Here is an 18,185-nt window from a genome sequence, read left to right on the forward strand (position 1 = left end):
GTCGGGAACATAAAAATGAGGAGCTTGCATTTGTCAGTGCCCGGTTTTGCGGGCCGCTGCCTTTTCCAGTGCAGAAAAGCCGGCGTGGATCAGGATTGCCAGCACAGCAACGATCAATCCGCCCTGAAGGATGAAGGCGAGATTGTTGGATTGCAGGCCGGCGATGATCACCTCTCCGAGCGTGCGGGCTGCGACCGTGGAACCGATGGTTGCTGTTGAAAGGCTGATCACCGCCGAAAGCCTGATGCCTGCGAGGATCGCCGGAAGGGCAAGTGGCAGCTCCACTTTGACGAGCCGTTGCCAATCGGTCATGCCGGCGCCCTTTGCGGCATCCATGACGGTTGGTTGCAGCGTGGTCAGCCCTGTCAGCGTATTTTCGAAAACCGGTAAAAGCGCATAGAGAAACAGTGCGATGAGCGTCGGTTTCTCGCCAAAACCGATCATCGGCACGGCAAGCGCCAGCACCGCCACCGGCGGAAAGGTCTGGCCGATATTGACGATGCTGCGCGATAGCGGCAGAAAATCCGCGCCGAAAGGGCGAGTGACGAGAACCGCAAGGGCCCCCGCCACCAGCGTGGCCAGCCCCGTTGCGATTGCGACAACGGTCAGATGCGACAGTGTCAGGGAAAGCAGATTGGCCTGCGTGTAGATCGCCGGCGCATTGGTCTGCACAAGAGGGCGGAATATCGGTGCGAAAACCTGCGGCGCCGCGAGAAAGGCGATCAGCGCCAGCACCAGAAGCCCGGGGGCGAAAAACGAAGCGGCATTTTTCATGGGGTTCCGGCAGCCCGCTGGAGGAGAACATCGCGCCGCACGATACCTGCGGGTTTGCCATCGTCTTTCAGCACCGGCAAGGTATCGCAGCCCGCCCACAACATTGCAGACAGGGCGTCGCGCTGGCTGGTATGTTCATTCAAAGGTTCGCCTTCAGCGCTTCCCGGCTCCACGACGTCTGCAACCGACAGGACGGATAGCAGTTTCAGGGCGCGCTCGTTTTCTCCGATCATGGTGCGGACGAAATTCGTTGCCGGTTTCAGCACCAGCTCGGCCGGCGGGCAGTCCTGAACGATACGGCCCTTGTCCATGACGGCAATGCGGTCCGCCAGGTGAAAGGCCTCGTCCATATCGTGCGTGACAAGAACGATGGTGACGCCGAGCTTCTTCTGAATATCGAGAAGATCGTTCTGGGACTTGGCGCGGATAACCGGGTCCAGAGCACCGAAAGGTTCGTCCATCAGGAGAATGTTCGGCTCGGCCGCAAGCGCACGCGCCACGCCGACACGCTGTTGCTGGCCGCCTGAAAGCTCATGCGGAAAGCGGTTGGCATAAAGCGCCGGGTCCAGCTGGAAGAGCTGCATCAGCGCGTCGATTTTCGCATCGATTCGTTTGCGGTCCCAGCCGATCAGCTGGGGCACGGTCGCGATATTCTCCGCCACGGTGCGATGCGGAAACAGCCCATGGCCCTGAATGGCATAGCCGATCTGACGGCGCAGCTTGTAGCCCGGCATGGTGCTCACATCGTCTCCGTCGATGCGGATAGTGCCGGAGGTCGGCTCCACCAGCCGGTTTATCATGCGCAGCAGCGTGGTTTTTCCCGACCCGGAAGTGCCGACGATGACGGTGACGGTGCGCGGCGCCACAGTCAGGGAGACCTGGTCGACCACGACCGTATCGCCATATCGTTTCGTAATGGTGTCGATCTCGATCATGCCTTTTGCCTTCCGCCTGCGCTGAAGAGATTGCTGTCGATAAGGGCGTCGAGCGTAATCGCGGCGGCGAAGCCGAGCAGAACGGTCGGCACGGTGCCGAGCAGTACGAGGTCCATCGCGGTCTGCCCTATGCCCTGAAACACGAAAACGCCAAATCCGCCGCCGCCGATCAGCGCTGCGATGGTCGCAAGACCGATATTCTGCACCAGCACGATACGGATGCCGGTGAGGATGACGGGCATGGCGAGCGGAAACTCCACCCGCAGCAGTCTTTGCAGTGGCGTCATGCCAAGCCCGCGCGCGGCTTCCCGCACTGCCTGCGAAACGCCGGACAGGCCGACCACCGTATTGGAGACGACGGGCAGCAGCGAATAGAGAAACAGCGCCACGAAGGCAGGCGCCATGCCGATGCCGGCGATGCCGATCTTCGCCGCACCCGGCACATTGGCTGCCATCCATCCGAGTGGCGCGATCAAAAGGCCGAAAAGCGCGATGGAGGGAATGGTCTGGACGATATTGAGAGCGTTCAGTACACCGGAGCGCAATCGCTCGACCTTGTAACAGAGAATGCCGAGCGGGATACCGGCGAGGGTGGCCGCAACCAGCGAGCCGATGGCAAGTTCCACATGCCGCAGTGCTTCGGTCCAGAAGATATCTGCCCGGCCGGTATATTCCTTGATGATGGAGAGATCGTCCCAGAGGCCGCTTGTCAGGACCGCCGCAAGCGTCCCGGTTGCCACCAGCAACAGCAAAATCCGCAAAGTGGGTTTCGGCTGGAGACGTGCAATGCAATCGGTGGCGAGCAATGCAAGCCCTGCAAACATCAACCAGAAACCGCTGGCGGGCGAAACGCGGGCAAAACTGTTGCCCTTAGGTGTCAGCGCAGACGCCGCCTGCCCGACGAAGATCGCCAGCGCCGCGAGACCGACCAGCGCAGCGGCGAGTTTCAGGCGCGCCGGAAACCGGAAAAAGGCGATGAAGGCGGTGACAACAATGATGGCGACGAGGAGGGTAGCAGCAGCAACCGGAAGCGCTTCGAAGATCGTTCGCGTTTCACCCTGAATGATCCGGTTGGCTCGGAATGTCATGAAGGGGGCCGCGAAAAGCGCGTAGAGAAGCAGGCACGAAATCAGCACGCCTACCTTGTCAGGCCATTTCGTCAAATTCCGCTCCCCCGGATCATAGGTTCGGACGGGATGGTGAAAACCTCACATGGTTTCCGATATCCCGTCCCAACGGTTCTCTGGCAATTACTTGATGAAACCGTTCTTCGTCAGGAAGTCGGTCGCAACTGCCTTGGCCTGTTCGCCACCCACCTGCACGCGGGCGTTCAGCTCCTGCAAGGTTGCCAGATCCAGCTTTTCGAAAACGGGTTTCAGCAATGCCTCGATATTGGGGTTCTTTTTCAGAACTTCCTCGCGAATGATCGGCGCGGGCTGGTAGACGGGTTGAACGTGCTTGTCGTCCTCAAGTACGACAAGACCGGACGGCGCGATGCCACCATCGGTGCCATAGACCATGGCCGCATTGGCATTGTTCGTCTGATTTGCGGCGGCAGCGATAGTGGCCGCCGTATCGCCACCGGAAAGCGTGATCAGCTGATCCGGTTTCATGGTGAAGCCGTAGGTGGTCTGAAATGCCGGCAGGGCGGCTGCGGAATTGACGAATTCCGAGGAGGCGGCAAGAACCACCTCACCGCCACCGGCAATGTATTTGCCGAAATCCGAAAGCGTCTTCAGATTGTTCTTGTCGGCAACATCCTTGCGCAGCGCAATCGCCCAGGTGTTGTTTGCGGGCGATGGTGTCAGCCAGACGATCTTGTTGGCGTCATAGTCGAGTGTCTTGGCTTCCTGGTAAGCCTTGGCGGCATCTTTCCAGAGCGGATCGTCCGCCTTGGAGAAGAAGAAGGCGGCGTTGCCTGTGTATTCCGGATAAATGTCGATCTCGCCCGCAGTGATCGCTTTTCTGACGACCGGGGTAGCGCCGAGCTGGATGCGATCCGTCGTCTCGATATTGTTCTTGTTCAGCACGGCAAGGATGATGTTGCCGAGAACGCCGCCCTCCGTGTCGATCTTAGACGACACCACCACCTGCGCCTGAGCGAAGGAAACAGAAAGGGCAAGCGCAAATCCGGCGCCTGTCAACATCATCAAGCGGTTCATGAATAGTCCTCCGGTGGGTCAGCCTGTCGAACACGCGAAAAATCGCCGCCGCAATTGCGGAGAAAAAAGAACGGCCAGAGGAACAAATGGTTGCAACGCCATTGGCGTTTTTTACCTGAATGGCGAGGGCGCTGGCCCGGCTTAGATTTCGCCGTCCCGCTTGCGTGCATCCTTGCCCATGACGAGCGGCATGAGAACCGACAGGAACAGAAGTCTGAGAACGTGATGTGAGCCGACATAGGCGGTATCGGCGTGCATCATCACGGCCATGGCCGCCATGGTTTCAAGGCCGCCCGGCGAATAGGCGATCATGACGGCATTGAGCGGAACGCCTGTAATGTTGGAAATCATCCAGGCGATACTTCCGGCGATAACCATCACGGCGATGGTGACGACGAAACCCGCCAGAAAGCCTTTTCGCACATCCATCAGCGACACATTCGAAAAGCGCGTGCCGATGAGACAGCCGATCAGCACATAGACCGGCAGGCTGAGCCAGCTCGGAACACCGCCCTCGGTAAGGCCGGTAATATGGGTGCCGATGGAAACGGCGACGCCGCCCAGCAGCAGGGCTGCGGGAAATCTCCAGCGAAGGAACAGCCATCCCATCGCAAGCGACGCACCAATGGTCAGGGCCAGTGTGAACAGGCCCATCGGCGGATTGGCGATGAGCGGTTCCGTGCTGACGAGATCAAAATATTCAACGATCAGCGGCACGGAAAGCGTCAGCGCCAGCACTCGCACGCTTTGCACGATGCTGACGGTCGCAAGGTCGCTTTTCGTCTCGGCGCCGAGGCTGATGATATAGCTGAGGTGCCCGGGCGAAGCGCCCAGCATCGCCGTCGTCCTGTCGTATCCGAAGCCGTAATGCAGGATCCAATAGGCGACATACAGCATGATGACGACTGCAACGAGCACGATGACGAAGCTCAGTGGCCATGTCTTCGCGGCATCGATCACCGACGGCGTTACGCTCGTTCCCATCGAAATGCCGACCACGACGAAACAGGCATTGCGGATGAAGGCGGGAATCCCAAGCTTCACGCCCGCCAGTCCCGTAATCGTCACGGCGAGCGCCGGACCGGACAGAAACGGCGCTGGAACGTTAAGGAGACTGGCAAGCAGCGCACCCATGCTGCCGACGAGCGCGGTAAGTGCAAATGTATGGAATTCAGGCTTGATGATCATTGCGACGCTGGCTGATTGCTTCAAAAAAGCTCGCGACCAAATGCGCCGCTTCGTCTCCTGGCGTCAACACGCGCAACCAAAAATATTGCATTTCCGGAGTATTCTATAAAAGAAAAGCCCGTGACCTGTGGACACGGGCTAGCGCAATTGCCGCTTGGGCAATGGGATGATCAGGCGGCCGGCAAGGCGGCAATCTTCGGCATTTCCGTGTCGATGCCGAGCAGGAAATTGATCTGCGGCCGCGCCTTGACGAGATCGTCGATGGAATATTCCGCCAGCACATCGAAGAAGGCATTGAGCGCCTTGCGAAGCGCCGAGTTGAGGCCGCAGCTGTCCACAAGCGGACATTCGACGGCACCGTCTTCGAAGCATTCCGCCATGGCAAAGCTGTCTTCGGTCACCTTCACCACGTCAAACAGGCTGATTTTCTCAGCGGGTTTGCCAAGACGCACGCCGCCGTTACGGCCGCGCACGGTTTCCACCAGACCGGCCTTGTTGAGCGGTTGAAGAATTTTGAAAAGGAACAGCTCAGATACGCCATAAGCCCTGGCGATCTCCGGAATGCGGCTCAACTTGCCTTCATTTGCGGCGCAATACATCAACATGCGAACGGCATAGTTGGTCTGTTTGGTCAAACGCATGCTGGTCTCCTAACTCTCAATGTGGAGTTATATAGTCTCTTTTTCAGTTTAGAACAATTCCAGAAACTGAAAAAACTGGCAGCCATCCGATATTTCTCGGACAGCCTTGTTGACCGCTTTGATGATTCATGAACAAACAAGTCAAGAATCTGAATGTAATGGAGGCATTCTCAATGGCAAGCTTGAAATCGTGTTTTTCCGCTGCCGTTTTTTCGGGTCTGACGATCCTCTCGGCCGCGCCCGCTGCTTTTGCGGACGGCGAGGTGAACGTCTACTCCTACCGGCAGCCCGAGTTGATCCAGCCGCTGCTCGATGCCTTCACGAAAGAAACGGGCATAGAGGCCAACGTTCTCTTCCTCGACAAGGGTCTGGTGGAGCGCATTCAGGCAGAAGGCGTCAATTCGCCGGCCGACGTGCTGTTGACGGTCGATATCGCCCGGCTTGTCGAGGCGAAAGAAGGCGGCGTCACACAGCCGGTGCTGAACGATCCCGTCATTGAAAAGGGTATCCCGGCCAATCTGCGCGATCCGCAAGGCGAGTGGTTCGGCCTGACGACGCGTGGCCGCGTGGTCTATGCCTCGAAGGAGCGGGTCACCCAGAAAGACATCACCTATGAAGAGCTTGCCGATCCGAAATGGAAGGGCAAGATCTGCATTCGCGACGGTCAGCATTCCTACAATATCGCGCTGATCGCCTCGATGATCGCCCATCATGGTGTCGATTATACCCGGACATGGCTGACCGGCCTTAAGAACAATCTTGCGCGCAAGCCTGATGGAACAGACCGCAGCCAGGCCAAATCGATCTTTTCCGGCGAATGCGATATCGCGCTCGGCAATACCTATTATGTCGGCCTGATGCTGACCAACGACCGCGAGCCGGAGGAAAAGGTTTGGGCGGGATCGGTGCGGGTGATCTTTCCCAATGCTGGCGACCGAGGAACGCATGTGAATATTTCCGGCATGGCCCTGACGAAATACGCACCGAACAGGGACAATGCGCTGAAGCTGATGGAATTCCTGGCATCGCGCGAGGCGCAGGAAATCTATGCCAAGCAGGTCTTCGAATACCCGGTGCTGCCCGGCGCGGAGCCTTCCGATGTCGTGAAGGGCTTCGGCCCCATCAATCCGGACAAGCTGCCACTGACGGATATTGCCGCCCACCGCAAACAGGCATCCGAGCTGGTGGACGAAGTGGGTTTCAACGACGGCCCGACCAACTGATGTCGCTTCCGATCGGTTGAGGGACAGGCTACCGGCGGATCAATTACCCGCCGGTTTTTCGTCCAGAAACGCGTTGTAGTCGATGATCGCCTTGCGCCTTTCCGGCGTTCCGGGATGGGTGGACACGATGCTGGTACCGCCCTTGTCGCCCAGCTTGTCCTCAAGCAGTGCAAAGAAACGTTCGATTGCGGTGGGATCCAGCCCGGCCTTGCGCATCAGTTCCACGGAGCGCTGGTCGGCCTGACGTTCGGCATCACGCGAATGCGACAACGCCAGAAGACCGCCACCCTGGGTGAGAATGTCTTCCATGGCCGAACCTACATCGCCGGCAATCAGCATGACGAGACCGGCGACCCCGGCGGCGCGGTAGAGTTGCCGCAGGCTGTGTTCATATTCGACATGGCCGATTTCATGCGCGAGAACGCCGATGATCATCTGCCGGTCGTCGCCAGCCAGCTCCACCAGCTCGTCGGTCAGCACGAGCGTCCCGTCCGGAAGCGCGAAAGCGTTGGGACCGATGTAACCGCCACTACGAAAATTCAGCTTGTAGTCTTCGGGCGGGACCTCCGCATGGGCGACTATTCTGGCGAAGTCCGAACGGATCGCGTCCTGTTCCGCCTGTGGCAGGGTGCTTGCAGAAAACACCGTTTTGTCGAAGGCTTGCAGCGTGCTGGCCGACATGACCTGCGGCACGATCGGCGGGGTCACGGCAACCGCCACTTCCACCAGCGCCGGAAGCGCCAGCTTGTAGGTGCCGTAGGCCAGAAGAACGGCCGCCGCCGTGATGCCGACCAGCCGCGGGCGAAATTGTTCCAGCCAATGAACAAAGCCGGCACGTCTCGTGATGTGCCTGCCGAGCAGCCGGTCCACGCCGTCATTGTCGCGTGATTCGAACAGAGAGCCGTCAGGAAAATGCAGCTCGCGGGGAATGGCCCCGACCCGATGGCTGATCTCGACAGTTTTTATCTCGGCCTGCGTTCTGACATGGTTGTCCTTTGCGTCGAGCACGAGAAGGACTGTGCCGCCAAGCTTTAACCTGGCGGCATTCGAAAGGTTTGAGCGAGCGGCATGCCACTCGCCCGAAACAGTTTCTCCGGTATCAGAAACCAAATTCGAAACCTTCCATATCCATATATTCGGCGCTGACGGCAGCGCCCGTCGCCTCCATCGATGAGAGAACCTCGCCCACATCGCCGTTGAAACGGATTGCCGTACGCTCGACGGTGTAGCGCGCTTCACGTACCGCCGCCCACGGCCGCATCAGGCCAAAGGTGAAAACGGTGACGATCAGGTTGGAAATGACGATCCACAGATATCGGCCCCGATGAAGGTCGCTGCGCAATTCGTGCTTTCCATCAAGCAGCATGGACGAGATGACGACGTTGCGCACGCCAGTGCGATAGACCACGCCGGCAAGACCATAGACCAGAAATGCGCCAAAAAGGCCGATATAGAGGGAGGCAAGCGCGATTACCATGGCAGCCGTCTCATCTTCAAGCATCGCGCTGTTGGCGGCAAAGGCGGCAATGCCGAAAAAGCCGACCAAGATGCTGCCGATCACGACCATGATGGCGGGAATGATCCAGACCCGGTACAGCGCGCCGATCTTCGGATCGGCGGTGAACGGACGATCGCCATAATGCAGGTTGCTGAAAATGTAGCGGTTCGCCCAGCGGCTGGCCAGAGGCGCCAGAATGCCGAAGGAAAAGAGCGCAACGAGGCCGCCGAGCAGAATGGAGACGAAAGCGCCACCGGCCGTACCGACAAAATCAAAACGCACGTTACGATAGCTCGTCACCCGCGCATTGAATCTGATGCTGCGTGTAATGAGCCAGGGAAAGAAGATCAGAAGCAGGATCGCCGGCACGAAAACCAGGAACGGGTGGATGAGGCCGACAAGTTGCGAGATGACGATGAAGGCAAAGGCGATCAGGCGACCTTTGAAGATTTGTCCGCCGGTGGCGTGATAGCCGAAAGCGCGGCCGGCGAGTACGGTATTGCCGTTGAAATAACGCTTGCGGCGTACCTTCGCCCAGGCGGAGTAAATGCCGATCGTTATGATCGTCAGTAGAATATTGACGATCCAGATGCCGAAATACTCCTTGGCATTTCCGCTGAAAGAGCCACGTTCGATCGCGCGCTGATCCGCGTTGACAGAGATGTCACTCATAAATAGTCCCTCATGGCATGCCCCTCTCCGGGCAGATTGAGTTTGCAAGCTTCCCCGTTATTCGTCGGTTTGGCAGCGTCCCCACGCCGCAGCGGACTCTTACGCGATAACAGCTTTAAGTGGAATTATTTTGACAGAAGAAAACTTGATATTTTTGGTTATCTTTTTAACCAAAAAAGCCCCGCTGTGAAAACAGCGGGGCTTTTTGTAAGATCGCGGGTTGCTCCAGTTTATTTCATCGTCGGCATGACGAATTCTGCACCCGACTTGATGCCGGACGGCCAGCGCGAGGTGATCGTCTTGGTCTTCGTCCAGAACTTGATCGAATCCGTGCCGTGCTGGTTGAGATCGCCGAAGCTGGAAGCCTTCCAGCCGCCGAAGGAATGGTAGGCGAGCGGAACCGGGATCGGAACGTTGATGCCGATCATGCCGATATTGATGCGGCTGGCGAAGTCACGCGCAGCATCGCCGTCGCGGGTGTAGATCGCAACACCGTTGCCGTATTCGTGCTTCATCGGCAGTTCCAGCGCGTCTTCGTAGTTCTTGGCGCGAACGACGGAGAGAACCGGTCCGAAGATTTCCGTCTTGTAGATGTCCATGTCAGGGGTGACGTGGTCGAACAGGCAGCCACCGACGAAATAGCCGTCTTCATAACCCTGGAGCTTGAAGTCGCGGCCGTCGACCAGCAGTTTCGCTCCCTGCTCGACACCGCTGTCGATCAGTCCCCTGACGCGCGCCTGCGCTTCCTTGGTAACGAGCGGGCCCATATCGGCCTTGTCGTCGGTGTAGGGGCCAATCTTCAGCGCTTCGATCTGCGGGATGAGCTTTTCAACGAGACGGTTGGCCGTTTCCTCGCCAACCGGAACCGCAACGGAAACAGCCATGCAGCGTTCGCCGGCCGAACCGTAACCGGCGCCCATCAGGGCGTTCACGGCCTGGTCCAGATCGGCATCCGGCATGATGATCATGTGGTTCTTCGCGCCGCCGAAGCACTGCGCACGCTTGCCGTTCATGGCGGCGGTGCCGTAGACGTAGCGGGCAATCGGCGTGGAACCGACGAAGGAAACCGCGCCAATATCCGGATCGGTCAGGATGGCGTCGACAGCGGCCTTGTCACCATTGACGACGTTGAGGATGCCGGCCGGAAGACCTGCCTCGATCATCAGTTCGGCAAGGCGGATCGGCAGGGACGGATCGCGCTCGGAAGGCTTGAGGATAAAGGCGTTGCCGCAGGCGATTGCCGGCGCAAACATCCACATCGGGATCATGCCGGGGAAGTTGAACGGCGTGATGCCCGCACCGATGCCGACCGGCTGGCGGATCGAATACATGTCGATAGCGGGACCTGCGCCCTCGGTGAACTCACCCTTCTGCAGATGCGGAATGCCGCAGACGAATTCGCAGACTTCGAGGCCGCGCACGATATCGCCCTTGGAATCTTCAACGGTCTTTCCGTGCTCGCTGGAGAGCAGCACCGCCAGCTCATTCATGTCACGGTTCAGAAGTTCGACGAACTTGAAGAAAACGCGGGCGCGGCGCTGCGGGTTGGTGGCGGCCCACTTCGGCTGTGCCGCTTTTGCGCTTTCCACGGCAGCGCGCAGCTCGGCGTCGCTGGCAAGCGCGACAGTCGCCTGCACTTCGCCGGTTGCCGGGTTGTAGACGTTAGACGTGCGGCCACTGGTGCCGGACACATGCTTGCCGTTGATGAAATGACCGATTTCCCTCATGGGGCTTTCCTCCGCGATTTTTTGATGGGTGCAGCATTGCACTTGAATTTGTACAAATCAATGAACTCAGATAAGAAACCGTTGTGCGTAAATTGAAGCAAGGCGAGCATTTTGAGGGTGGCGGCGGATTTCCGACACCGACACGTTCGCCGGTCAACAGAAGGTCAGAAGCTTGATGAGCGATGAACCGGTTGTGCGGATGGCTGAAATCGAAATCGATCCAACCCAGCTGGATGCCTATCGCAGACTGCTTGCAGAAGAGATCGAAGCTTCGGTCAGCCTGGAAATTGGTGTGCTTGCATTAAATGCGGTGGCAATCAAAGGCAGCCCGGAAAAGATTCGCATCCTCGAAGTCTACGCGGACCGGGCGGCATATGAAGCGCATCTGCAAACACCGCATTTCCTGAAATACAAAGAGGGCGTGGCAGGAATGGTGACGTCGCTGACCTTGCTTGACGTCGAACCCGTAATGCTGCGCAGCAAACCATGAATTGGGATGACGTCCGCATCTTCCTCGCCGTTGCCCGCTCCGGGCAGATCCTCGCCGCATCGAAACGGCTCGGACTTAACCACGCAACGCTTTCGCGGCGATTGACGTCGCTGGAGCAGGCACTGAAAACCCAATTATTTATCCGCCGGACGAACGGTTGCGAACTGACCGAAGAAGGTCAGCTGTTTTTGGGCGCCGCCGAGCGCATGGAAACCGAAATGCTGAATGCGCAGGCAAATCTCGGTCGCGTCGATACGGCAGTGGCGGGAACGGTGCGCATCGGCGCGCCCGATGGTCTCGGGGTTTCTTTTCTTGCGCCACGGCTTGGCCGGCTGACCGCGCGTTATCCCGACCTGAAAATCCAGCTCGTGCCGGTGCCGCGCTCCTTTTCCCTGTCACAGCGCGAGGCCGATATCGCCATCACCATAGAGCGGCCGGAACAGGGTAGGCTGATGTTTTCCAAGCTCACCGACTATTCGCTGGGGCTTTACGCATCGAAGTCCTATCTCTCCGAATACGGAACGCCGGCGGATGTGGAAACACTCAAGCGCCATCGGCGCATCGGCTACGTCGAGGATCTGATCTTCTCGCCTTCCCTGAACTATACCGGCGAGATCATGCGCGACTGGGACGCCGCCTTTGAAATCTCCAGCGCCACCGGTCAGACCGAGGCGGTGCGCTCGGGCGCCGGCATCGGCATCCTGCACAATTACATTGCCGGACAATATCCCGAACTTCTGCGGATCATGCCGCATATGGGCATAAGCCGATCCTATTGGACGGCCTATCACGAATCCGCCCGTCAGTTGGTCCGCGTGCGCACGGTGGTCGATTTTCTCCAGGAACTCGTTGCCGAAGAGAGGCGCATGTTCGCGTGACATCGAAATTGCCGATTTATTAGTACTATTAATACGCGAGTCCTCCCGCTCCGGGCTTGACAAAGGAGGGCTGGCTGAACGACCAATGCAGCCATTGGGAGAGAACGGAACCTGACATGCCGAATATATTACGAAAGCTTTCGCCGACTGGCCTCGGCGTGGCCGTCATGCTGCTTGGAATGCTGCTTTTCGCGTTGAACGACGCCATGGGGAAATGGCTGGTTTCGACCTACAGCCAGGGGCAGGTGATCCTCATCCGCAGCGTCGCTGCCCTTGTCATTCTGGTTCCGATCGTGTGGAAAGGAGGTCTTTCCGGCCTCATGAAAATCGAGCGACCGTCTCTTCAGGTGGCGCGCGTATTCTTCTCCACCGCCGAGCTTTTCTGTTTCTATTTCGCAGTCGCTGCCCTGCCGCTGGCAGACGTGATGACCTATTGGCTCGCCGCCCCCATTTATGTGGCGGCTCTATCGCCGTTTCTCCTGGGAGAAAAGGTCGGCTGGCGTCGCTGGACGGCCATCGCCATTGGTTTCGTCGGTGTTCTCATTGCCTTGCAGCCAAGCTCGGCAAGCCTCACCTCGGCCGCACTGTTTTCCATTCTCGGCAGCGCCGCCTTCGCCTTCATGATGTTGTCCGGACGCCAGCTGCGCAACACGCCCGATACGGTGCTCGCTTTCTGGCAGATCATCGGTGCGGGGCTTGCGGGCCTCGTTGCGGTGTTCGTCACGCCGTCGGGCTGGTTGCCGGTCCAGTCCGGTTTCGATCTCGCGTTCCTCGGCCTGCTCGGCGTGGTCGCCATGGCGGCGCATGTGCTGGTCAACCGCGCTCTGAAGCTCGCGGACGCCGCGACCGTCGCGCCGCTGCAATACACATTGCTGCTCTGGGCGGTGGTCTTTGGCTGGCTGTTCTTCGGGGATGTGCCGCAGACCAGTATCGTCGTCGGTGCGGGCCTGATCGTTCTTTCCGGCCTTTATATTTTCTTCCGTGAAAATACGCTCAAACGCCGTCGCGAAAAGGTGGATATACTGGCTGCGGACTAGAAATTTCCTCTGTTTACCCGTGATGTTGCCGCCGAAATCATCACGGGACTTGACGAAGAGGTGATCTTCGGGGAGTAAGAGAAGGTCCTGCGATCATATGTCTCGCAAGGGCAGAGGAAACAAAGGTGCCGGGCCCCTCTGGCGAGAGTTTTACGGCGCTCTCGTGATGTCGGTACCGCCTGCAAAAATTGGCCGGCGGATTAAAAACTATGAAAAACCTGAATGTGCTTCGCGCGCGTGCTTTCTGCGTGCGGCCCGACGTCCTGCGTCGTTCCGCAATCGCTCTCGTTACCGGAGGTAACCGGACATGAGCGCCACCCAGAAAACCACACTTTCCTACTTCAAGTGGGCTTTTATCGTCACCATCGTCGGTCTGATCCTTGGCGGCTATCTCGGCTGGGAAATGACCGGAACTGTCAGTGGAACAGCGACGATCTTCTTCATTTGCGCGGTGCTTGCCGTGCTGGAAATTTCGCTTTCCTTCGACAACGCCATCGTCAACGCCAACAAGCTGAAAGAGATGACGCCGGTCTGGCAGCATCGCTTCCTGACCTGGGGTATTCTGATTGCCGTTTTCGGCATGCGTATCGTCTTCCCGCTGCTGATCGTGGTCGTTGCCGCCAATGTCGGCCCCTGGACGGCGCTCGTCATGGCGGCCACGCAGCCGGAACGTTATGCAGAAATCATGCGTGACGCCCATCTGCCGATCGCTGCTTTCGGCGGTACCTTCCTGATGATGGTCGGCCTCAACTTCTTCTTCGACCATGAAAAGGACGTGCACTGGGTGCGCTGGATCGAGGAAAAGGCTGCGGTCTATTCCTCCGTCAAGGGCATCGAGATCGCCTTCGTGCTGGTCGTCATGCTGGCCTTCTCTCGTATCATCGGCGCCAGCGACAATCCGGAGCTTGGTCCGGTTGCGGCCAACACCTTCTTCCATGCGGCAATCTGGGGTCTTTTGACCTTCCTGCTGGTGGAAGTCGTCGGCGGTATTCTCGATCGTAGCCAGGAAGTGCTCGAAGGCGCAGCAAAAGGCGGCTTCGGTGCGTTTCTCTATCTCGAAGTGCTCGATGCAAGCTTCTCCTTCGATGGCGTCATCGGTGCTTTTGCGCTGACGCAGAACCTGTTCATCATCGCCATCGGCCTCGGTATCGGTGCCATGTACGTGCGCTCGATGACAATCATGCTGGTGGAAAGGGGAACGCTTGCCGAATACCGCTATCTGGAACACGGCGCTTTCTACGCGATCCTCATCCTGTCCGTCATCATGTACGTGCAGACGATGTTCCACATTCCGGAGGTCATTACCGGCCTTGGTGGCGCGACCCTGATCGGCATTTCGCTCTGGTCGTCGATCCGACATAACCGGCGGCACAATGCAGATGCGACCGATGCCGCACGCGGCGCGGAAATCTGATCCATCCCGATCCCAGCCTTCCGCTGTTATGGCGGAAGGCAGTTTTTAAGCACTGAATTGCTGATTGCCTGTTTTTGTTGCTATTCCCGCCTTGCGGAAAATTTGAACATAATATCGGAATCGTACCTCAAGCATCTGTTTTTGCTCGTATTTGTGCGCTGCAGTAAAACTGGCACGCTTCCTGCTTCTCATCTTGCAAGTCCAGAGGGGACATTAAAGGCCCGAAAAACGGGTTTAAACAATGCCGCCGCGCCGCGCGATCTTTTATGGTCTGCGAAGGCGCGGCGGTTCTGTTTGTGCGGTATGCTTCTTGAGTTTTCCGCTTCGTTGAATGAAAACGGTGGGATAACGACTGGAAGGTTACCGGTTTGCCTGCAGAACTTTCGCCTACGGAGGCCTTGGGGCTTTGGCATCGCGTATCTGCTGCGCAGGTCACGGCCGATGCGCCGGATTTGACCTTGCGCCAGACTACAATCCTGCTGCAGATATACCTCGTGCCGCCGCCACATACCGTCCGGGGCCTCGCTGCCTTGCTGGGCGTGACCAAACCGGTCATCACCCGCGCACTCGACAGTCTGGGGGCGCTCGGGCTGGTTGACAGGGTGCGGGACGAACGGGACAAGCGCAATGTCGTGATAAAACGCACCGTGGCAGGTGCGCTCTATCTGGAAAAATTCGGCGATCTGATTATTGATCAGGCACGCAAGATCTAACCTCTGGATGTGAAACCATGATGCTCGACCGCCGCCTGAATGTCTTCCGCTCCGATCTGGCCGATGAGAAACTGCAAGGCGTGGTTCAGGCCGAGCGTTTCGTCAGCGGTTCGCCCGCCCAGATCGCTCTGCCGGTTATTGGCCTGCGGCCAACGCCTGACCTTGCCGCCGGCATCGATACGGAGCTGCTGTTTGGTGAAACCGTGCGCATTTTCGACCGGGCGAATGGCTGGGCCTGGGTGCAGGCGGATGCGGATGGTTATGCCGGTTACGTGCCGGAGACGGCAATCGGCGATGTCGTTGCCGTTACCCACCAGGTGGTTGCGCCACGCACCTTCCTCTATCCTTCCGCCGAATTGCGCAAACCGCCGGTCGCAGCCATTTCCATGGGCAGCATGGTCCGGATCGTTGGTGAGGCCGAGACACGTGGCACCCGCTATCTGCTGACCGAAAAAGGCGAGGGCATAATCGCCGCCCATTGCCGACCAGCCGATGCCGCTCTCGAAGAGGACTATGTTGCGGTGGCCTTGCGCTTTATCGAGACGCCTTATCTCTGGGGCGGCCGCTCCGGCTTCGGCATCGATTGCTCGGGCCTCGTGCAATTGTCCATGGCGATGACGGGCCGACGGGTTCTGCGCGATACAGACATGCAGGTGAAATCGCTCGGCGTGGAAATAGAACGTGATGAATTGCGCCGCGGCGATCTGGTTTTCTGGAAGGGCCATGTCGGCCTCATGGAAAACGAAGAGACGCTGCTGCACGCCAATGGCCACACGATGAATGTTGCACGCGAAAATCTCAATGAGGCCATCGAGCGCATCGGCTGGCTTTACGAAAAGCCGACGGCTTTCCGGCGTCTGGAAGGCTGAGGCGGCGGCTTCACGAAATTGTGCCTGCCTCGCCCTTTGTGCGACCACAGCCGAAAGCCTACATCGGTTGAATGATGGTACGGGACCGGCATCGATGAAGACAAATATGGCAACACGATTGGCAGCGATCCTGGCAGCGGTGTTAATGAGCGCTTCCGCGCAGGCGCAGACCGTTTTTCAGAATGGTTTTGCTCCGGCTCCAGATGCCTATGCGAACCTGCCTGGTGTCAAGGACCCGCGAACGCTACAGCCTAAGGTGCGTTACAATTGCCATAGCGAACTTGGTGTAACTGGATATGCCCGCGGCCCATACCGGGATGTTTTCGGTAGCCGCGGTCTGCCGGTTCAGGGCTATCGCTGCACCGATGAGAACGGCATCTCCAGCTTCGGTGGCAGAAATCCCATCTCCAAGGACTGGTATCCCGGCATCAATCCTGTCGACCCGACCTTCTGAAGTAATATGACTTAAAGCGGCGTTTGCGCCGCCCGCACTCTGGACTTGTTGTTGCTTTTTCAGATAAATCTTCGACATGACAGGTTGATAATACCTGCCGAGGTGCGGGGTGACGTCGGCCCTGCCGATGTTCTGGGCCGATGCTGGGGAATGCAAGCATGACGAAGACCGATATAGCAACCCGGGTCCACAATCACACCTGGAAACTCGATCCGATCGTCCGCAGCCTGATCGATACGGATTTCTACAAGCTGCTGATGTTGCAGATGATCTGGAAACTCTATCCGGAAGTCGACGCGACGTTTTCGCTCATCAACCGCACGAAGACGGTGCGGCTGGCCGAAGAGATCGACGAGATGGAACTGCGCGAGCAGCTCGATCACGCGCGTACCCTGCGCCTCTCCAAGAAGGAGAACATCTGGCTTGCGGGTAACACCTTCTACGGCCGCTCGCAAATCTTCGAGCCGGAATTCCTCTCCTGGCTTTCGAGCTACCAATTGCCCGAATACGAGCTTTTCAAGCGCGACGGGCAATATGAGCTGAATTTCCACGGCCGCTGGATGGATACGACACTCTGGGAAATCCCGGCGCTGGCGATCATCAATGAGCTACGCTCGCGCAGCGCAATGCGCTCGCTTGGTTATTTCACGCTGGATGTTCTCTACGCCCGCGCAAAGGCCAAGATGTGGGAAAAGGTCGAACGGTTGCGGGAACTGCCGGGCCTGCGCATTTCCGATTTCGGCACCCGCCGCCGCCACAGTTTTCTGTGGCAGCGCTGGTGCGTCGAGGCGCTGAAGGAAGGCATCGGCCCTGCCTTCACCGGCACGAGCAACGTCCTTCTCGCCATGGATTCCGATCTCGAAGCCGTCGGTACCAATGCGCATGAATTGCCGATGGTGGTTGCGGCGCTGGCGCAGACCAACGAGGAACTGGCCGCAGCGCCCTATCAGGTTCTGAAGGACTGGAACCGGCTTTACGGCGGCAACCTGCTGATCGTGCTGCCCGATGCTTTTGGCACGGCGGCCTTCCTGCGCAATGCGCCGGAATGGGTGGCGGACTGGACGGGCTTCCGTCCCGACAGCGCGCCGCCGATCGAAGGCGGGGAAAAGATCATCGAGTGGTGGCAGAAGATGGGCCGTGACCCCCGCAAGAAGATGCTGATTTTCTCAGATGGTCTCGATGTCGATGCCATTGTTGATACATACAGGCATTTCGAAGGCCGGGTGCGCATGAGCTTCGGCTGGGGCACCAATCTGACCAATGATTTCGCCGGTTGCGCGCCGAAGACCATCGCCAGCTTGAAGCCGATTTCCATCGTCTGCAAGGTCAGCGATGCCAATGGTCGGCCAGCCGTGAAACTCTCCGATAATCCGCAAAAAGCGACAGGCGAACGATCCGAGGTGGAGCGTTATCTGAAGTTCTTTGGTGAGGAAGATCTCAAGGAACAGAAGGTTCTGGTTTGATTGAGGCCGGGCGCTCCGCTTAACGAAGCGCCCGTGGGCCAGTCAAA

18 protein-coding genes are annotated in these 18,185 nt (G+C 58.4%); 9 read left to right on the forward strand and 9 right to left on the reverse strand.

The features are described from left to right. Positions 1–33: 33 nt before the first annotated feature. The 6 genes from CRP02_RS26500 to rirA all read right to left on the reverse strand — a co-directional run bounded on the left by CRP02_RS26500 (position 34) and on the right by rirA (position 5,700). Positions 34–774 carry an ABC transporter permease gene (locus CRP02_RS26500; protein WP_097172724.1) on the reverse strand — a complete coding sequence of 247 codons (741 nt, stop codon included), beginning with the start codon at positions 772–774 and terminating at the stop codon, positions 34–36. Beyond that, positions 771–1,709 (reverse strand): ABC transporter ATP-binding protein, encoded by a 939-nt coding sequence (locus CRP02_RS26505; RefSeq protein WP_097172725.1) that lies wholly within the window; start codon positions 1,707–1,709, stop codon positions 771–773. Before CRP02_RS26505 ends, CRP02_RS26500 begins: the two co-directional genes overlap by 4 nt. Continuing rightward, positions 1,706–2,872 carry an ABC transporter permease gene (locus CRP02_RS26510; protein ID WP_179784141.1) on the reverse strand — a complete coding sequence of 389 codons (1,167 nt, stop codon included), beginning with the start codon at positions 2,870–2,872 and terminating at the stop codon, positions 1,706–1,708. Before CRP02_RS26510 ends, CRP02_RS26505 begins: the two co-directional genes overlap by 4 nt. An 87-nt stretch (positions 2,873–2,959) precedes the next feature. Then, complete coding sequence (locus CRP02_RS26515) at positions 2,960–3,871, reverse strand: ABC transporter substrate-binding protein (protein WP_097172726.1); 912 nt, start codon at positions 3,869–3,871, stop codon at positions 2,960–2,962. A gap of 141 nt (positions 3,872–4,012) precedes the next feature. Further along, on the reverse strand, positions 4,013–5,059 hold the full coding sequence (locus tag CRP02_RS26520) for an AbrB family transcriptional regulator (RefSeq protein ID WP_003514529.1): 1,047 nt from the start codon (positions 5,057–5,059) through the stop codon (positions 4,013–4,015). Positions 5,060–5,229: 170 nt separating this feature from the next. Then, complete coding sequence (gene rirA / locus CRP02_RS26525; RefSeq protein WP_003514531.1) at positions 5,230–5,700, reverse strand: iron-responsive transcriptional regulator RirA; 471 nt, start codon at positions 5,698–5,700, stop codon at positions 5,230–5,232. 173 nt (positions 5,701–5,873) lie between these two features. Here rirA and CRP02_RS26530 point away from each other — a divergent pair, with 173 nt between their 5' ends. Beyond that, on the forward strand, positions 5,874–6,923 hold the full coding sequence (locus CRP02_RS26530; RefSeq protein WP_323455390.1) for a Fe(3+) ABC transporter substrate-binding protein: 1,050 nt from the start codon (positions 5,874–5,876) through the stop codon (positions 6,921–6,923). A gap of 39 nt (positions 6,924–6,962) precedes the next feature. Here CRP02_RS26530 and CRP02_RS26535 read toward each other — a convergent pair whose 3' ends face one another. From CRP02_RS26535 to CRP02_RS26545, 3 genes are all read right to left on the reverse strand, one after another. Further along, positions 6,963–8,033: a M48 family metallopeptidase gene (locus CRP02_RS26535; protein WP_097172727.1), complete on the reverse strand. Its 1,071-nt coding sequence runs from the start codon at positions 8,031–8,033 to the stop codon at positions 6,963–6,965. Beyond that, entirely contained in the window at positions 8,023–9,093 is a 1,071-nt protein-coding gene (locus CRP02_RS26540) for a YjgN family protein (protein ID WP_097172728.1), read from the reverse strand. Before CRP02_RS26540 ends, CRP02_RS26535 begins: the two co-directional genes overlap by 11 nt. A 230-nt stretch (positions 9,094–9,323) precedes the next feature. Beyond that, on the reverse strand, positions 9,324–10,820 hold the full coding sequence (locus CRP02_RS26545; RefSeq protein WP_097172729.1) for a CoA-acylating methylmalonate-semialdehyde dehydrogenase: 1,497 nt from the start codon (positions 10,818–10,820) through the stop codon (positions 9,324–9,326). 175 nt (positions 10,821–10,995) lie between these two features. Between CRP02_RS26545 and CRP02_RS26550 the strand changes: the two genes are divergently transcribed. The 8 genes from CRP02_RS26550 to pncB all read left to right on the forward strand — a co-directional run bounded on the left by CRP02_RS26550 (position 10,996) and on the right by pncB (position 18,138). After that, a complete protein-coding gene (locus CRP02_RS26550; protein WP_179784142.1) occupies positions 10,996–11,310 on the forward strand; it encodes a putative quinol monooxygenase in 315 nt (104 codons plus the stop codon). Next, entirely contained in the window at positions 11,307–12,188 is an 882-nt protein-coding gene (locus CRP02_RS26555) for a LysR family transcriptional regulator (RefSeq protein WP_097172731.1), read from the forward strand. The genes CRP02_RS26550 and CRP02_RS26555 overlap by 4 nt, the downstream gene beginning before the upstream one ends. A gap of 116 nt (positions 12,189–12,304) precedes the next feature. Beyond that, a complete protein-coding gene (locus CRP02_RS26560) occupies positions 12,305–13,225 on the forward strand; it encodes a DMT family transporter (RefSeq protein ID WP_097172732.1) in 921 nt (306 codons plus the stop codon). Between the two features lie 307 nt (positions 13,226–13,532). Next, entirely contained in the window at positions 13,533–14,639 is a 1,107-nt protein-coding gene (locus tag CRP02_RS26565) for a DUF475 domain-containing protein (RefSeq protein WP_097172733.1), read from the forward strand. Positions 14,640–15,007: 368 nt separating this feature from the next. Next, positions 15,008–15,352, forward strand: coding sequence for a MarR family winged helix-turn-helix transcriptional regulator (locus tag CRP02_RS26570; protein WP_003514544.1), 345 nt, complete (start codon positions 15,008–15,010; stop codon positions 15,350–15,352). 17 nt (positions 15,353–15,369) lie between these two features. Continuing rightward, positions 15,370–16,221 (forward strand): C40 family peptidase, encoded by an 852-nt coding sequence (locus CRP02_RS26575; protein WP_097172734.1) that lies wholly within the window; start codon positions 15,370–15,372, stop codon positions 16,219–16,221. A 94-nt stretch (positions 16,222–16,315) separates the two neighbouring features. Next, a complete protein-coding gene (locus CRP02_RS26580; RefSeq protein WP_097172943.1) occupies positions 16,316–16,675 on the forward strand; it encodes a hypothetical protein in 360 nt (119 codons plus the stop codon). Between the two features lie 158 nt (positions 16,676–16,833). Beyond that, the gene (gene pncB / locus CRP02_RS26585; RefSeq protein WP_003514549.1) at positions 16,834–18,138 is read left to right on the forward strand and encodes a nicotinate phosphoribosyltransferase; all 1,305 of its coding nucleotides are present in this window, start codon (positions 16,834–16,836) and stop codon (positions 18,136–18,138) included. The last annotated feature ends 47 nt before the right edge of the window (positions 18,139–18,185 follow it).

It is taken from the genome of Rhizobium sp. AN5, assembly GCF_900215255.1.
GTDB lineage: Bacteria > Pseudomonadota > Alphaproteobacteria > Rhizobiales > Rhizobiaceae > Agrobacterium > Agrobacterium tumefaciens.

Bases quoted from the DNA above. Each gene is read 5' to 3' on its own strand.
- CRP02_RS26500 (WP_097172724.1), bottom strand. From the start codon at position 774: ATGAAAAATGCCGCTTCGTTTTTCGCCCCCGGGCTTCTGGTGCTGGCG.
- CRP02_RS26505 (WP_097172725.1), bottom strand. From the start codon at position 1,709: ATGATCGAGATCGACACCATTACGAAACGATATGGCGATACGGTCGTG.
- CRP02_RS26515 (WP_097172726.1), bottom strand. From the start codon at position 3,871: ATGAACCGCTTGATGATGTTGACAGGCGCCGGATTTGCGCTTGCCCTT.
- CRP02_RS26520 (WP_003514529.1), bottom strand. From the start codon at position 5,059: ATGATCATCAAGCCTGAATTCCATACATTTGCACTTACCGCGCTCGTC.
- rirA (WP_003514531.1), bottom strand. From the start codon at position 5,700: ATGCGTTTGACCAAACAGACCAACTATGCCGTTCGCATGTTGATGTAT.
- CRP02_RS26530 (WP_323455390.1), top strand. From the start codon at position 5,874: ATGGCAAGCTTGAAATCGTGTTTTTCCGCTGCCGTTTTTTCGGGTCTG.
- CRP02_RS26540 (WP_097172728.1), bottom strand. From the start codon at position 9,093: ATGAGTGACATCTCTGTCAACGCGGATCAGCGCGCGATCGAACGTGGC.
- CRP02_RS26545 (WP_097172729.1), bottom strand. From the start codon at position 10,820: ATGAGGGAAATCGGTCATTTCATCAACGGCAAGCATGTGTCCGGCACC.
- CRP02_RS26550 (WP_179784142.1), top strand. From the start codon at position 10,996: ATGAGCGATGAACCGGTTGTGCGGATGGCTGAAATCGAAATCGATCCA.
- CRP02_RS26555 (WP_097172731.1), top strand. From the start codon at position 11,307: ATGAATTGGGATGACGTCCGCATCTTCCTCGCCGTTGCCCGCTCCGGG.
- CRP02_RS26560 (WP_097172732.1), top strand. From the start codon at position 12,305: ATGCCGAATATATTACGAAAGCTTTCGCCGACTGGCCTCGGCGTGGCC.
- CRP02_RS26565 (WP_097172733.1), top strand. From the start codon at position 13,533: ATGAGCGCCACCCAGAAAACCACACTTTCCTACTTCAAGTGGGCTTTT.
- CRP02_RS26575 (WP_097172734.1), top strand. From the start codon at position 15,370: ATGATGCTCGACCGCCGCCTGAATGTCTTCCGCTCCGATCTGGCCGAT.
- CRP02_RS26580 (WP_097172943.1), top strand. From the start codon at position 16,316: ATGAAGACAAATATGGCAACACGATTGGCAGCGATCCTGGCAGCGGTG.
- pncB (WP_003514549.1), top strand. From the start codon at position 16,834: ATGACGAAGACCGATATAGCAACCCGGGTCCACAATCACACCTGGAAA.